Here is a 15,116-nt window from a genome sequence, read left to right as displayed (position 1 = left end):
GGGACCGGGGATCAGCGGGCTACGTGGGTGAGTCGATAGTCGGCGAGATCGACCGTGCGGGTGAGGCGGCGGTAGCTGCGGGTGGTGCCGGGCCAGTTGTTGGTGATGCGGCCGGAGGGGGTGCGGTACCAGCTGGTGCAGAAGTTCCAGGGGGTGCGGGCCAGGCGGGCTTGCAGGGCGGTGTTGAAGGCGCGCTCGGCTTCGGGGCGGACTTCGAGGACCTGACCAAGGCGTTCGGCCAGGAGCTGCAGGGCCCGGCGGATGTAGTGGGCCTGGGATTCGATCATGTAGATGATGGAGCCGACGCCGAGATTGGTATTGGGCCCGTAGATCATGAACATATTGGGGAAATCGGGGACGGTGATGCCCAGGTAGGCGTGGGCGCCGCCGTCCCACGCGTCGGCCAGGTTCACCCCGGCGCGGCCGCGAATCTTCATGGGCCACAGGAACTCCGTGCCCTTGAATCCGGTGCCGTAGATGATGACGTCGGCGCGGTGCAGGGCCCCGTCCTCGGTGCGGACGCCCTCGGCCACGATCTCGGTGATGGGCGTGGTCTCGACCGCCACGTTCGGCTGGGTGAGGGCCGGATAGTAGTCGTTGGAGAACAGGCCGCGCTTACAACCGATGGGATAGTCGGGGGTCAGTTTGGCGCGCAGTTCCGGATCGGTGACCTGGTCTTCGAGGTGCCGTTCGGCAATGCCGGACACCAGCCGGACGATGCCGGGGAACTCGACCAGGCCGAGGGCGACGAATTCGGCGATCGCCCACCAGGAGAAGCGCTCGGCCACCGGCAGACCCGGGACGTGCAGGAGTACGTGCTGGTGGATGGGCTTGTAGTCGGTGTCGAACTTGGGCAGCACCCAGGCGGCGGTGCGCTGGAAGAGGGTCAGATGGTCCACCGTGGGCTGGATCTCCGGGACGTACTGGATGGCGCTGGCCCCGGTGCCTATGCAGGCCACGCGTTTTCCGGTCAGGTCGATCTCGTGATTCCACTGCGCGGAATGGAAGGATTGCCCGGCGAAGGAGCCGATGTCCGGGATGGCGGGCAGGGCGGGCCGGGACAGCTGCCCGACCGCGGAGATGAGGATATCGGCGGTGCGGGCGGCCCCGTCGGCGGTGCGCACCGTCCACCGGCCGGTGCTCTCGTCATACTCCGCCTCGGTGACCTCCGCGCCGAATACGATGTGCTCGTCCAGCCCGTGCCGGTCGGCCACCCCGCGCATGTACGCCCAGATGTCCTCGCGCGCCGAATACCGCTGCCGCCATTTCGGTTTGGGCTCCCGGGAGAACGAGTACAACGGCGACGGCACATCGCAGGCCGCACCCGGATAGGTGTTCTCCCGCCAGACCCCGCCCAGGTCAGCGGCCCGCTCCAGGATGGTGAACTCGCGAAAGCCATTGCGTTGCAGCTCTATCGCCATGCCGAGCCCGCCGAACCCTGCACCGATGATGATGATCGACGGCATGTGTGGCACCCCTCACATCGGAGACGCTTTCCACTGTAGGAGGGTGTGTCGCGGTTCGTGGGGGTCCTGATCGAGAGTTTCGGCCATAATCCGGGGATGAGCTCGGTGCAGGAGGCGGGGATACGGGACTGGGACTTTCCGCGGGGGGGGGGGGGCGGGGGCAGTGTCGTGCTCATGGTGGGGTTCGGGCGCGAGCACGGGGTGCCGGTGAGCCGCATGCTGGCCGGATCGGGGCTCGGTGAGAAGGCCCTCGCGGATCCGGATGCGCAGATCGACGCCCATACCGAGCTGGCGGTCATCCGGAATATGGTGCGGGAGCTGGGGGAGCGGCCCAACCTCGGGCTGGAGGTCGGGCGGCGGTATCGGATCACCACCTTCGGGATCTTCGGCTTCGCCTGCGTGAGCAGCCCGACGCTGGGGGAGGCCATTGCCTTCGCGCTGCGGTATCTGGAATTGAGCTTCACCTTCTGCATTCCGGTGGCGCGCTGGCGGCCCGGCGAGTTCGTGGCGCGGATTCACGACGAGCGGATTCCGGCGGATGTGCGGCGCTTCCTGGTGGAGCGGGATGTGACCGCCATGCATCAGATGCTGTGCGATCTGCTCGGGCACCGGGTGGAGCTGGTGCGGGCCGAATTCGACTTCCCGCCGCCGGGCGATCGGCGGCTGTACGACGAAATCTTCAGGCTGCAGCCGCAATTCGATTCCCCGCACAATCTGTTCAGCCTCGATCCCGCGGTACTGGATCAGCCGCTGCCGCAGGCCAATGAGCACACCTGGGCCATATGCCTGGCGCAATGTCAGGAATTGGTGTCCCGGCGGCGGGCGCGCACCGGTATCGCGGCGGATGTGCGTGAGCGCCTGGTACCGCGCGGCGGGGTGGACGGTTTCGCGGCGCCGCCGGGAATCGACGCCGTGGCACGGGATCTCAATATGAGCACCCGCACGCTGCGCCGTCACCTCGATGCCGCGGGCACCAGCTACCGGCAATTACTGGACGAGGTGCGGCGCGCGCTGGCGGAGGAAATGCTCACCGCCACACCGCTGTCGGTCAGCGATGTGGCCATCCGGCTGGGATATGCGGAGGCGTCCACCTTCATTCACGCCTTCAAACGGTGGACGGGGACCACGTCCTCGGCCTATCGGCGCGCGGCGGTCACTCCCGCGGTTCGCTGAGCCAGCCGCCCATGGCCACGGGGCGGAAGGCGGACAGCAGGCGGCCGTCCTGAATGGAGTGGAAGACCAGCACCGGGTCCGGGGCGAAATCGATGGGCACGTGCCCGGGGCGGGCCGTCTCCCATTCGCAGCCGATGGTCGAGGAGACGCTGGGGGCCACGATGAGCGGCTTACCGGCGAAGGTGGTGGTCAGACCGGAGTGCACATGGCCGGTGAGGACCGCGGCAATGCGGTCGTCGGCGGCGACGATCTCGGCCAGGCGGTCCGGATTGGTGAGGCGAATGGGGTCGACGACGGTGGAATGCACCGGCACCGGCGGATGGTGCATGGCGATCAGCACGATGTTGTCGGCCGGGGTCTCGGCCAGCAGGGTGGTGAGAAAGTCGTAGGTCTCGTCGGTGAGCTCGCCCGCGGACTGATTCGGAATGGTGGAATCGAGCAGTGCGAGGGTCACGCCGTCGACGCTGAACGATTGATTGATCGGTGCGTGCGAAGGCGATTCGCCGAACAGCACGGTGCGCATATTGGCGCGATCATCGTGATTGCCGGGCAGGATGACCACCGGGACATCGGCCTTCAGGGCGACGCGGGCCTGCTGGTATTCCTCGATATCCCCCTCATCGCCGATATCGCCGCTGACGAGGATGACATCCGGTCGCTGTGGCAGCTCGGCCAGAAAGGCCATGACCCGTTCCGCGCGTTCGAGATTCCGATCGCCCATATTGAAGTGGGTGTCACTGAGCTGTGCCAGCAGAACCATCGGCATTCGCTTTCTGTGAAGGGCAGCGCCTTTGCGCCCGAGCGGACCGCGAGCGGCCACCTTTTCAGGCTAGATGACCTGCCCGGATACGGTCTCGGTGAGACTCGCCACCGAATATAGCGTTTTCACATCAAATGCCGGTGGGTGTGCCCTGCGTCATGAGCGCGGCGGCAATGCTCAATAGTTGCTTCGGATCGGCGGAAACGGGTGCGCCGCCCACCTTCCAGAAATCCGCGCCCGGTTCGGCTTCCAGTTCCAGTACCGCCGGATCACGCCACGGCGCGTCCAGCCGCAGCCGCCACGAATGCAGATGGGTGCGCTCGTGCGCACCGGACTTGTCGAACAGCGGGTCGCCGGTGATGGCGTGCCCGATCCAGGCCAGGTGCACGCGAATCTGATGCCGCCGCCCGGTGACCGGGCGCAGCGCCAGCACGGTGTGGGTGGCGATGCTCGCGACCGTCGCGAATTCGGTGATCGACGGATAGTTCTTGCCCGCCAGCAGGTCGTGCTCGTCCACCCGCCAGGTATCGCCCACCCGCCGGATGGCCTCGCGCGGCGCGGCGATCCGCACCCGGTTCTTGCGGCCCACGCTCAGCGGCAGTTCGATGACCCCGCGCTCGGGCAGCCCGGCCGATTCGACGATGGCCAGATACGCCTTCTCGGCCGTGCGCTTGTTGAACTGCCGGGTGAGCTGCCCGTGCGCGGGCAGCTGTTTGGCCAGCAGCACCAGTCCGGAGGTCACCTTGTCGATGCGATGCACCGGGTACAGCGTCTCCCCGGCGGCCGCGGCGAGCTCGACGATATCGGTGTCGTGGCGCTCGCCGGTGACCGAGATACCGGGGGGGTTTGTTCAGCGCCAGCACCGCCTCGTCCTCGGCGAGCAGGCACTGTTTCCGCAGTTCGGGCCAACGCGTATGCACTCGCCCAGGGTAGAGATCAGGCGGTGGCCCGTTCCAACTCGGTCAGGCCCGCCTCCAGCAGATCCGGGAAACGGTCCAGATCCGGCACACTGCGGCGGCAGCCCACCAGTCCGAAGTCGAGATTGTCGCCATTGGTGGCGAGCGTGATGTTCATGGCCTGGGATTCGAACGGAATCGAGAGCGGATAGTTGGCGTCCAGCCGCGCGCCCCGCATGTACACCGGCTTGCGCGGCCCGGGCACATTCGAGATCACCAGATTGAACGGCATGCGCGGCAGCGCCTCGAAGCCCGGCAGCAGCGAAACCCCGAGCGGCGTCATGAGCAGCGCCGACAGGGCCATGGCCTCCAGCTTGGGCAGCTGGGTGAAGACCTGTTTGGTCTCGCGCATGGAGGCGCTGATGGACCGCAGCCGCGCCAGCGGATCATCCAGGTGGGTCGCCAGATTCGCCAGGCAGGCGGCCACCATATTGCCCTCGGCGGTATCGGCCTCGGCAATGCTGCGAATATTCACCGGCACCATGGCGATCAGCGGATCGTCCGGCAGCGCCCGGTGTTCCAGCAGATACGACCGCAGCGCCGCCGCGCTCATGGCCAGCACCACATCGTTGACGGTCGCGCCGGTGGCGTACCGGATGGCATTGATGCGCTCGGTCGGCCAGGACCGCACCGCGATTCGCCGCGCCCCGCCGATGGAGGTATTGAGGATGGTCTTGGGCGCGGTCATGGGCATGGTGAGCCGCCCGTCCAGCGCGCCGCGCAATGGCTCGGCGATCGATCCGGCGCTGCGCAGCATGCGCGGCAGCGCCTTTCGTAGTTGCTGCCAGGGGTTCTGCGCATCGCCGTCGCGCGGCACCGGGGGCGCGCCCCACGGCACCCGGACGCGGGTGTCGAACGGATCGTCGGTGAGCGTGCGCTGCATGAGCCGCATGGCGGAGACGCCGTCGATGAGCGCGTGGTGCATCTTGATGTAGACGGCGAAGCGCCCGTCGTCGAGGCCCTCGATGAGTCGCCCCTCCCACAGCGGCCGGTGCCGGTCCAGCAGCGTGCCGTGCAGGCGCTCGGTCAGATCCAATAGATCGGCCATGCCGCCGGGCGTGGGCAGGGCGCAGCGCCGCAGGTGGTAGTCGAGATCGACGGAATCGGCATGGGACCAGGTCAGACTGGAGAAGCCGCCCAGCATGCGGCTGGGGCGCCTGCGGAAGCGGGTGCGCACCTCGCCCGCGGCGACCATGTCCGCGAACAGGTCGCGGGCGAAGTCTGGACCCGCGTCGGCGGGCGGTTCGAACAGCTGGAGTCCGCCCACGTGCATGGGATGTTCGCGGGATTCGAAGGCCAAGAAGATCGCGTCGAGTGGATTCAGAAGGTCCATCGGTTTTCGCCTAACCGGGAGAAAACGGTATGGCGACACTGCCCCCGTGTGTTAACGGTGAATCAGGTTATCACTGTGCTTGATTCGTCATAACCCGAACACGGCCCGGTAAACCCGCACCGTGTCTGCTCGCGGATTGCTCGCGCCGCAGATCCGCTGTCGAGGCGAAGGACATGGTCACGATGGTGCGGCGGCCGTGGGTGAAGGGGTGCACGCGGTGCAGGGTGGTGTCGGCGCGAATCAGATAGAGGTCGCCGGGGTGCAGTTCCCAGGAGCGGATCGGATTGCGGATGAGGGTGCGATGGATATCGGAGTGGTCCCAATCGCGGCGGGTGTGCGCCACGGTCTGGACGAAGTCGCCCTCCTCCAGCGACGGGTATTCCACGACCAGGGCAAGCATGAAAGAGTAGTCGCCCCAATGCTATTCGCTCGGTCGATCATCGTGGTGCAGACGGGTGACGCCGTAGCGGCGCGGACCCGGTCGGGGCAAAACGTCCTCGGCCGCAATGACGGATAGCCTGTGCCGCAAGGATTCACAGTCGTAGAGCTGCGGAATGAACTGGCCGTGCGCGTCGACTTCCTGTTGCTCGACATCGATTCCGTGCCGGGAGGGCTCGTTCCCGGGCAGTTTGGCGCCCAATTCCTGATACCGGTCCAGCAGAGCCAGCGCCTCGGCGGCGAGGCTGCGTTTGACCTGGTGCGGCAGCAGGAAACCGAGCCGGGCTATCCCGCTCTCGGTCAGTCGGTCGCGGGCGTGGAGCAGCGCCTCCGGGTCGATCCGGAGCAAATGCTTGCGTGCATTGTCGAGCGTGCTGTGTTGCTGCACCTCCTCGATTGTAATCCGTTGCCCGGCAACGACCTTGGATTCAGATTCCCACTTGATCACGATCGGGGACGATTGCCGTGATCTGCGTGTCGGAAAGGACTCGCCGAGATAGGGGGCTTGGCGGCCCGCCCCCTTCCGGCGGGAGTAGCTTGGGATTCGCTATGGGCGATTACGGACATGAGCTGAGGTTCGGGATCTTCGTTCCGCCCGAGGCGGCGCGCGGCCGGTCGCTGCTGCGGCTGGTGCGCCATGCCGACGAACAGGGCCTGGAGGTCCTCGCCGTCCAGGATCACCCGTATCAGCCCGCCTTCCTCGACACCTGGACCCTGCTGTCCTATGTGGCGGCCGTGACCCGCAACCTCACCCTCATGCCCGCCGTCGCGAATCTGCCGCTGCGCCCGCCCGCCGTGCTGAGCCGCAGCGCCGCCAGCCTGGATCTGCTCAGCGGCGGCCGGGTCGAACTGGGTCTGGGCGCGGGCGCGTTCTGGGATGCCATCGACGCCATGGGCGGCGAGCGCCGTACGCCGGGACAGGCGCTGCGGGCGCTGCGCGAGGGCATCGCCGTCATCCGGGCACTGTGGAGTGCGGAGGAGCGGCCGTACCTGGACGGTGAGTTCTACGCCCTGCGCGGTGCGAAACCCGGGCCGCGCCCGTCCCATCCGATCGCCATCTGGCTCGGCGTCTACGGCCCGCGCGCCCTGGCCATGACCGGTGAGCTGGCCGACGGCTGGCTCGGCGGATTCGCCTACGCCCCGCCGGATTCGCTGGCCGCGCTCATGGCCGCCATCGATACCGGCGCCCGTGCGGCCGGGCGCGTCCCGGCCCTCATCCGCCGCGCCTATGTGATCGAACCGGCCATGACGGCGGATCAGCTCACCGAGATCGCCCTGGCCCACGGCATCAGCGAATTCCTGCTCCAGGTCGCCCCGGACGACGAATGGGAGACACAGCGTTTCGCGGTCGAGACCGCCCCCGCGGTGCGGGCCGCCGTCGCGGCGGCCCGCGTCGCCTGATCGGCGCGCCCGATTTAAAGGGGGCTCGACATATAAAGGAGACTCAGCCCCGGCCCAGCAGCGGGCTGTCGAGGATCTGCCGGATGGGCGACGGCGCACCCGAATGGGGCGTGCGCTCGGCGCGCACGATATGCACCGAACTATCGCCCCGCGCCGGATCCTCGCAGAGCACGTGCACGTCCTTGCCCCCGCCCGCGTCGAGCGTGAGCCGCACGGTGCCGTCCGCCGCGACGGTCTCCCACGGTCCGCTGACGCTCTTGCCCGCCAGCTGGCAGCGGTTACCGGGCTTCTCGCCGGTGACCGAGGCGGTGAGCGCGTGGCGGCCGTGGATGACCGCGCGCGGTTCGTGCTGGGCGAGGGCCGCGCCGGTGGCCAGCAGGGCGCCGAGCGCGCCGACCACGACGGCGGTGCTGATCCGGGTGCGCAGCGATCTGCTCATACCTCGATGGTGCCGGGTCGGTCGTGAGGATTTCGTGATGCCGGGTGGCGAGTCGCCCAGGTGATGTGCGGAAAAGGGTGTCCTGACTGTCCGGTCGGAGTGTTCTCTGCCAGAATCGAATTGCTGTGAGTACGCTGAGCGCCGTTCATCGTGGGTTCCGGAGCCGATAGTCCAAGCTGCGGACGGATCTCGAGGAGGATGTGGTGACTGCCGTAGCTCCCAAGCCGCAATCGGGATTGGAGCCGACTCGGCCCTATCCGCCGCGGCTGGGCCCCAAGGGTTCGTTCATCTACAAATGCGTCACGACGACCGACCCCAAGGTCCTGGGCGTCATGTACCTGTGCACCGCCATTTCGTTCTTCATGATCGGCGGATTGATGGCGCTGCTCATGCGCGCCGAACTGGCGCGCCCGGGTATGCAGTTCCTGTCCACGGAACAGTTCAACCAGTTGTTCACCATGCACGGCACCATCATGCTGCTGTTCTATGCGACGGCCATTCTGTTCGGTTTCGCGAACATCGTGCTGCCCTTGCAGATCGGCGCGCCCGATGTGGCCTTCCCGCGATTGAACGCCTTCAGCTACTGGCTCTATTTGTTCGGCGGCACCATGGCGACCGCCGGATTCATCACCCCCGGCGGTGCGGCCGACTTCGGCTGGACCGCCTACAGCCCGCTCACCGATATGGTGCACGCGCCCGGCGTGGGCGCCGACCTCTGGATTCTGGGTCTGGCCGTCTCCGGTCTGGGCACCATCCTGGGCGGCGTCAATATGATCACCACGGTCATCTGCCTGCGCTGCCCGGGCATGACCCTGTTCCGCATGCCCATCTTCACCTGGAACATCATGGTGACCTCGGTGCTCGTGCTGCTGGCCTTCCCGATCCTGACCGCGGCGCTGTTCGGCATCGCCTACGACCGGCACCTGGGCGGGCACATCTACGATCCCGCCAATGGCGGCACCCTGCTCTACCAGCATTTGTTCTGGTACTTCGGCCATCCCGAGGTGTACATCATCGCGCTGCCGTTCTTCGGCATCGTCTCCGAGATCTACCCGGTGTTCAGCCGTAAGCCGATCTTCGGTTACACCACCCTGGTCTACGCGACCCTGGGTATCGCGGCGCTGTCGATCGCGGTGTGGGCGCACCACATGTACGCCACCGGCGCGGTGCTGCTGCCGTTCTTCTCGTTCATGACCTTCCTCATCGCGGTCCCAACCGGTGTGAAGTTCTTCAACTGGATCGGCACCATGTGGCGCGGCCAGCTGACCTTCGAATCACCCATGCTGTGGTCGGTCGGGTTCCTGGTGACCTTCCTCTTCGGTGGCCTGTCCGGCGTGATCCTGGCCAGCCCGCCGCTGGACTTCCATGTGTCCGACAGCTATTTCGTGGTGGCGCATTTCCACTACGTGCTCTTCGGCACCATCGTGTTCGCCACCTTCGCGGGCATCTACTTCTGGTTCCCCAAGATGACCGGCCGCATGATGGACGAGCGCATGGGCAAGTGGCACTTCTGGGCCACCTTCGTGGGCTTCCACACCACGTTCCTGGTGCAGCACTGGCTGGGTAACGAGGGCATGCCGCGCCGATACGCGGATTACCTGGAAATGGACGGATTCACTGCGCTGAACACCATTTCCACCATCGGCGCCTTCATTCTCGGCGCGTCCATGCTGCCGTTCGTGTGGAACGTCTTCAAGTCCTACCGCTACGGCGAGGTCGTGACCGTGGACGATCCGTGGGGTTACGGCAACTCCCTCGAATGGGCCACCTCCTGCCCGCCGCCGCGGCACAACTTCTACGAATTGCCCCAGATCCGTTCCGAGCGCCCGGCATTCGAATTGCACTATCCGCACATGGTCGAGCGCATGCGCGCCGAGGCCCATGTCGGCTGGGGCTCCAAGTCGCATCGGATCGAGGAGTCGGAAACGGTCTCCAGCTAGCTTTCGGTTCACCGGAATCCGGCGGCTGTCACAAGGACAGCCGCCGGATTTTGTATTTTCACATGGATGTCGCTGTGCCCCAGCAGACTTTCAGCAACAGTGCGGTACTGTCCGGCGTATTCCGCAGGTCCGGACTTCGGGAGGGACAATGCTCGCCGATTCGCCTGACGTTTGCGACGCCGTACCGTTCGAATTGTCCCGCGCCCAAATGGAATTGTGGCTCGCGGACGATATCGGAGCGGGGGACGGAGCCGGACTCCGTCCGCGCGCATTACCCGGACAAGCGCATTACCTGGAACTACACGGCGAATTGGATGCGGAGCTGTTCGATACCGCCGCACATCGCGCCTTCGAGGAGTTCGGCGTCGGGCGGCTGCGCATCGGCCAGGCCGACGGCCGCCCGTATCAGTGGATGGCGCCCGATATCGGCGGCGCCCTGGAACGCGTCGACCTGGCCGACCGGCCCGATCCCCAACGGGCCGCGCTGGATTGGATGGACCGGCGGCACCGGGTGCCCATCGAACTGCTCGACGCCCCCCTGTGGGCGGCGGCGCTGCTGCGGCTCGGGCCGGACCGGCACATCTGGTACGCGCAGATGCACCATGTGGCCATCGACGGCTACGGCGGCCTGAGCCTCATCGCGCGCATTGGCCAGTGGTACGAGGCCCTGCTCGGCGGTATCGAGCCATCGGTCTTCGGCGGGCTCTCCCCGGCCGAGATCCAGGCCGCCGACGCCGAGTACCGGGCCTCCGCCCGCTTCCTCGCCGATCGCGCCTACTGGCGGGAACGCTTCTCGGACTGGACCACTCCGATCCCCGCGCCCGGTGCGCACCACCCGCGCCGTACCGGCGCGCTGCCGACCGCCCTGCGCGCCGCCGGTGCGCTCGCGGCCGAGGACTGGGCCGCGCTGGAACGCCGCGCCGCCGCATGCGCCGTCAGCCCGGCGCAGGTCCTGGTGGCGGTCATCTGTGCGTTCCGGGCGGGCATGACCGGCGAGGCCGAACCCCTGGTGCAGTTGGCCGCCTCGGCGCGAACCACCGCGGTGCTGAAGAAGTCCGGCGGCATGCTCGCGAATGTGCTGCCCGTCCGGTTGCGCTGCGGGGGCGCGGTGACGCTGCGCGAGCTCATCGCGGCCGCCGCCCGCGATATCACCGGCGGGCTGCGGCATCAGCGCTACCGATTCGAGGAGTTGCGCCGGGATCTGGGCGTGGGCGCGGATCAGGCGCTGGGGCCGAGCGTGAATCTCATGTTCTTCGATCGCACCAGCCGTTTCGGCAAGGCGATCGGCGAGTACCGCATTCTCGCTTCGGGTTCGGTGGCCGATCTGCATTTCAATCTGTATCGCGCGGGCACCGAGGCGGGATTGTCGGTCGATCTGCTGGCCAATCCACAGCGCCACGGTCAGCGGACCGTCGACGAGCAACTGCACCGGTTCCTCTTGTTCCTGCGCACCGTGATCGCCGCCGATCTGGACGAACCGATCGGCCGCATCAGCTTGCTGACACCGGCGGAACACGAACTCGCCGTGCGCACCCCGCACCGCGCCGGGCCGGGCGATCCAGTGCTGCTGCCGGATCTGCTCGCCGCCGCGGCCGCCCGTGATCCCGGTGCGCAGGCCGTGGTGTGTGGGGATGCCGCGCTCAGCTAGATTCGCTGTCGAATCGATTGGCGCGCACGCTGTGCGGGCACGGTATCGGCCCGGAGGATGTGGTGGCCGTGCCCATGGGCCGCTCCGCCGAATGGGTGGTGGCGGTCTGGGGCGTGGCCAAATCCGGTGCCGCGTATCTGCCGGTCGATCCGGGTCATCCCGGTGAGCGGCTGGCGGAGATGCTGGGGAAGGCCGGGGTGCGCTTCGGAATCACCACGGCCGCAACCGTATTGCCCGAGCCGGTGCGCGCCGGGCGGGATTGGCTGGAGCTGGACGCCACCGAACGCCTGCTCGCCCACGTCGATGCCGCCGCCCTCACCGACGCCGACCGCACCCGCCCGCTGCGTGCCCGGCACCCGGCCTACGTCATCCACACCTCGGGTTCCACCGGAATGCCCAAGGGCGTCATGGTCACCCATGCCGGTCTGGCCGATCTGCTCGCGGCGCAATCGGAGCGGATGCCCACCGCACCGGGTGACCGGGTGCTCTGCGCGGCGGCAACCGGTTTCGACGCCTCGCTCTGGGAACTGCTGGCCGCCGCCACCGGCGGCGCGACCCTGGTGGTCGCGGGCGGCGATGCCTACGCGGGCCCCCGGCTGGCCGACCTGCTGCGCTGGGAGCAGGTGACACACGCCTTCCTCACGCCCGCCGTGCTGGCGAGTACCGATCCCACCGGACTCGATGAGCTGCACCACCTCTCGACCGGCGGCGAACCCTGCCCGCACGCGGTGGCCGCCTCCTGGGCCCCCGGCCGCACCCTCCTGAACGTGTACGGCCCCACCGAGACCACCATCGCCACCCACCTCGGCCACCTTGCCCCCGACCGTCCCGCCGTCCTCGGCGCACCCGTGCCCGGCATCCGCGGGTACGTCCTCGACCCATGGCTGCGCCCCGTCCCGCCGGGCGTGCGTGGCGAGCTGTATATCGGCGGCCCCGCCCTGGCCCGCGGCTATCTCGGCCAACCGGGCGTCGCCGCGACACGATTCATCGCCGACCCCTTCGGCGGCCCCGGCGAGCGCCTGCACCGCACCGGCGATCTCGTCACCCGGAACGCCGAGGGCGAACTGGAGTTCCACGGCCGCGCCGACCGTCAGGTCAAGGTCCGCGGCCAGCGCATCGAGCTCGGCGAGATCGAAACGGTCCTCGCCGACTATCCGGGCGTCGCCCAGGTGGTGGCCGTCATCCGCGGCGGACCGCACGATCCGGCCCGTGAGCATTCCGCGACCTCGCCGCGAATCGTCGCCTACGCCGCTCCCGAGCCCGGTTGCCTGCTCACCACCCGCGAACTGGAATACACTGCGGCACAGCGGCTCCCAGGCCACATGGTGCCGACCGTCGTGCTGCTCGACCGCTTCCCGGTCACCCCCAACGGCAAAGTCGACCGCCGCGCCCTGCCCGCGCCCCTGCCCGTCACGCCCAGGTATCGCGCACCGGTCACCGAGGCCGAGCAGGTGGTGGCCGAAGTCTTCGCCCGCGTGCTCGGGTCGAGGACATCGGATGCGAACTTGACCGGGATCCATACCGGCGGCGGCCCAGCGGGTGCAATGGATTCCGGCGGTGAGCGTGCCGCGACGGCGGTGGCGGGGCGTTGGTCCGGGCGACGAGGTCGTGGGTTCGCGGTCGGTAGCGCTCTCGCGGTGTCCGGTGAGCTGGGCCGCACGATTGGTGGACGCCGAGTCGGGCTCGACGACGACTTCTTCGCGCTGGGGGGTGATTCGCTCTCCGCGACGTCGGTGGCGGCGCAGGTGAGCGCCGCGCTCGGGGTGGATGCCGGGGTGCGGGATCTGTTCGAGACCGGCACGGTCGGGGCGTTCGCCGAGCGGGTGAGCGCGCGCGCTTCGCTGCCGGGCCGGGGGCGGCCGGAGCCGCGGTCGGGTGCGGGTTCCGCTCCGGCATCCTTTGCGCAGCAGCGTCTCTGGTTCATCAACCAGCTGGATCAGGCATCCGCGCAGTACAACATGCTGCTGGGATTGCGGTTGACCGGTGCGGTCGACATCGTGGCGCTGACGGCGGCACTGACCGATGTGGTGGTGCGGCACGAGGTGTTGCGTACGTCGTTTCCGGAGCTGGACGGCGTGATCCGCCAGCGCGTGTGGGCCGCCGAGGAGGTGATCTCCGGACTGGTCGCGGAGCCGGTGTGCGCCGACCTGCTGGCGGGGCTGCTGGCGGAATTTGGTTCCGCCGGTTTCGATCTGGCCGCGCGCCCGCCGGTGCGGGTGCGGCTGTTCGCGGTGTCGGGGTCCGCCGCAGCCGATCACCACCTGCTGGCGGTCCTGGTTCATCACGCGATCGCCGATGGATACTCGCTCTGGCCCTTCGCCCGTGATCTCGCCCTGGCTTATCAGGCCCGCATGCGGAGCGCGGCGCCCGACTGGCCGCCCTTGCCGGTGCAGTACGCCGATTACGCGCTGTGGCAGCGCGCGGTGCTCGGCGCGGAATCGGATCCGGACTCGCTGCTGTCCCGGCAGCTCGCCTACTGGTCGGACATGTTGTCCGGGTTGCCGATCGAATCGGGGCTGCCGCCGCACCGTCCGCGCCCGGCGAGCGCTTCCGGGCGCGCCGAGCGGGTGCAGGCGAGCGTGCCCGCCGAAACCGTCTGGCGATTGCAGGATGTGGCGCGCCGGAATGGCGCGACGCTGTTCATGGTGGTGCACGCGGCGCTGGCGGCCCTGCTGGCGGCGGTCTCCGGCGGCCGCGATATCGCGGTGGGCACCCCGGTGGCCGGGCGCGGGGACGCCCGCCTCGAGGACCTCATCGGGATGTTCGTCAACACCCTGGTACTGCGCGTGGACGTGGATGGGTCCGAATCGTTCACCGAACTGCTGACGCGCGTGCGCGATACCGATCTCGGCGCGTTCGCCCACGACGAGGCCCCGTTCGAGCACATTGTCGAGCTGCTCGATCCGCCCCGCGAGCGGTTCCGGCATCCGCTCTTCCAGGTCATGCTGTCGTTCCGGAACTCGGATCGGGCCGCCTTCGAATTGCCCGGTCTGCGCGTGCATCCCGTCGAGATTCCGCTGCCCTTCGCCAAGTTCGATCTCGAATTCGCGTGTGCGGAGACGGCTTCCGGAATGTCACTGGCCGTCCATTACGCCGCCGATCTGTTCGACCGGGCCGGAACAGAGGCTCTCGTGCAGCGCCTGGTTCGGATACTCGAGCAGATCGGCCGGGATCCGCGCGTGCGGGTCGGCGAGCTGGACCTGCTGGCCGTGGACGAGCTGCGGCTGCTGCGCGAATGGAACGACACCAGCCAGGCGGTCCCGCTCACGCTGCCGCAACTGCTGACCCGGGCCGCCGCCTACGATCCGGAGGCCACGGCCGTCGTCTGCGAGGGTGACACGCTCACCTATCGAGAGCTGGGTGAGCGCGCCCATCGGCTGGCGCACCGGCTCATCGCGCTGGGCGCGGGACCCGAGGACGTGGTGGCGGTGGGCCTTCCCCGCTCCCTGGAATGGGTGATCGCGGTGTGCGCGGTGGCGCACTCCGGTGCGGCGTACCTGCCGATCGATCCGGGCGTCCCGGCCGCTGCGGCTGCAGCATCCGGCCTATGTCGTCTACACCT

General features: G+C 68.2%; 9 protein-coding genes and 2 pseudogenes. 5 read left to right on the top strand and 6 right to left on the bottom strand.

The window, feature by feature from the left end:
* Positions 1–11: 11 nt before the first annotated feature.
* Positions 12–1,466 (bottom strand): flavin-containing monooxygenase, encoded by a 1,455-nt coding sequence (locus NC4_RS00265; RefSeq protein WP_067530973.1) that lies wholly within the window; start codon positions 1,464–1,466, stop codon positions 12–14.
* 174 nt (positions 1,467–1,640) lie between these two features.
* Between NC4_RS00265 and NC4_RS00260 the strand changes: the two genes are divergently transcribed.
* Positions 1,641–2,639: an AraC family transcriptional regulator gene (locus tag NC4_RS00260; protein WP_245721416.1), complete on the top strand. Its 999-nt coding sequence runs from the start codon at positions 1,641–1,643 to the stop codon at positions 2,637–2,639.
* Here NC4_RS00260 and NC4_RS00255 read toward each other — a convergent pair.
* The 4 genes and pseudogenes from NC4_RS00255 to NC4_RS45020 all read right to left on the bottom strand — a co-directional run bounded on the left by NC4_RS00255 (position 2,620) and on the right by NC4_RS45020 (position 6,514).
* Complete coding sequence (locus NC4_RS00255; protein WP_245721415.1) at positions 2,620–3,405, bottom strand: metallophosphoesterase; 786 nt, start codon at positions 3,403–3,405, stop codon at positions 2,620–2,622. The two genes, NC4_RS00260 and NC4_RS00255, sit on opposite strands and share 20 nt — an antisense overlap.
* Before the next feature lie 124 nt (positions 3,406–3,529).
* A complete protein-coding gene (locus NC4_RS00250) occupies positions 3,530–4,201 on the bottom strand; it encodes an RluA family pseudouridine synthase (RefSeq protein ID WP_369690655.1) in 672 nt (223 codons plus the stop codon).
* Between the two features lie 134 nt (positions 4,202–4,335).
* A complete protein-coding gene (locus NC4_RS00245; RefSeq protein WP_067530971.1) occupies positions 4,336–5,688 on the bottom strand; it encodes a WS/DGAT/MGAT family O-acyltransferase in 1,353 nt (450 codons plus the stop codon).
* Between the two features lie 70 nt (positions 5,689–5,758).
* Positions 5,759–6,514 (bottom strand): annotated as a pseudogene (locus tag NC4_RS45020) (HalD/BesD family halogenase).
* Between the two features lie 161 nt (positions 6,515–6,675).
* Between NC4_RS45020 and NC4_RS00230 the strand changes: the two are divergent.
* Positions 6,676–7,527: an LLM class flavin-dependent oxidoreductase gene (locus NC4_RS00230; RefSeq protein ID WP_067530965.1), complete on the top strand. Its 852-nt coding sequence runs from the start codon at positions 6,676–6,678 to the stop codon at positions 7,525–7,527.
* A gap of 43 nt (positions 7,528–7,570) precedes the next feature.
* Here the strand turns inward: NC4_RS00230 and NC4_RS00225 are convergent, their stop codons facing one another.
* On the bottom strand, positions 7,571–7,966 hold the full coding sequence (locus NC4_RS00225) for a hypothetical protein (protein ID WP_067530963.1): 396 nt from the start codon (positions 7,964–7,966) through the stop codon (positions 7,571–7,573).
* Positions 7,967–8,169: 203 nt separating this feature from the next.
* Here NC4_RS00225 and ctaD point away from each other — a divergent pair, with 203 nt between their 5' ends.
* The 3 genes and pseudogenes from ctaD to NC4_RS38565 all read left to right on the top strand — a co-directional run.
* Positions 8,170–9,906: an aa3-type cytochrome oxidase subunit I gene (gene ctaD, locus NC4_RS00220; RefSeq protein ID WP_067531087.1), complete on the top strand. Its 1,737-nt coding sequence runs from the start codon at positions 8,170–8,172 to the stop codon at positions 9,904–9,906.
* Between the two features lie 208 nt (positions 9,907–10,114).
* Positions 10,115–11,554: a condensation domain-containing protein gene (locus NC4_RS00215; protein WP_067530961.1), complete on the top strand. Its 1,440-nt coding sequence runs from the start codon at positions 10,115–10,117 to the stop codon at positions 11,552–11,554.
* Positions 11,530–15,078, top strand: a pseudogene (locus NC4_RS38565) (amino acid adenylation domain-containing protein); the annotation flags it as partial. The gene NC4_RS00215 and the pseudogene NC4_RS38565, both read left to right, overlap by 25 nt.
* Between the last annotated feature and the right edge of the window lie 38 nt (positions 15,079–15,116).

The organism is Nocardia crassostreae (assembly GCF_001613405.1).
GTDB classification, from domain to species: domain Bacteria; phylum Actinomycetota; class Actinomycetes; order Mycobacteriales; family Mycobacteriaceae; genus Nocardia; species Nocardia crassostreae.
The sequence above is the reverse complement of the archived record's forward strand: the minus strand, read 5'-3'. Positions and strand labels throughout refer to the sequence as shown.

Excerpts from the sequence above, each read along its gene's own strand:
- NC4_RS00265 (WP_067530973.1), bottom strand. The coding sequence starts at position 1,466 with ATGCCGTCGATCATCATCATCGGTGCAGGGTTCGGCGGGCTCGGCATG.
- NC4_RS00260 (WP_245721416.1), top strand. The coding sequence starts at position 1,641 with ATGGTGGGGTTCGGGCGCGAGCACGGGGTGCCGGTGAGCCGCATGCTG.
- NC4_RS00255 (WP_245721415.1), bottom strand. The coding sequence starts at position 3,405 with ATGCCGATGGTTCTGCTGGCACAGCTCAGTGACACCCACTTCAATATG.
- NC4_RS00245 (WP_067530971.1), bottom strand. The coding sequence starts at position 5,688 with ATGGACCTTCTGAATCCACTCGACGCGATCTTCTTGGCCTTCGAATCC.
- NC4_RS00230 (WP_067530965.1), top strand. The coding sequence starts at position 6,676 with ATGGGCGATTACGGACATGAGCTGAGGTTCGGGATCTTCGTTCCGCCC.
- NC4_RS00225 (WP_067530963.1), bottom strand. The coding sequence starts at position 7,966 with ATGAGCAGATCGCTGCGCACCCGGATCAGCACCGCCGTCGTGGTCGGC.
- NC4_RS00215 (WP_067530961.1), top strand. The coding sequence starts at position 10,115 with ATGGAATTGTGGCTCGCGGACGATATCGGAGCGGGGGACGGAGCCGGA.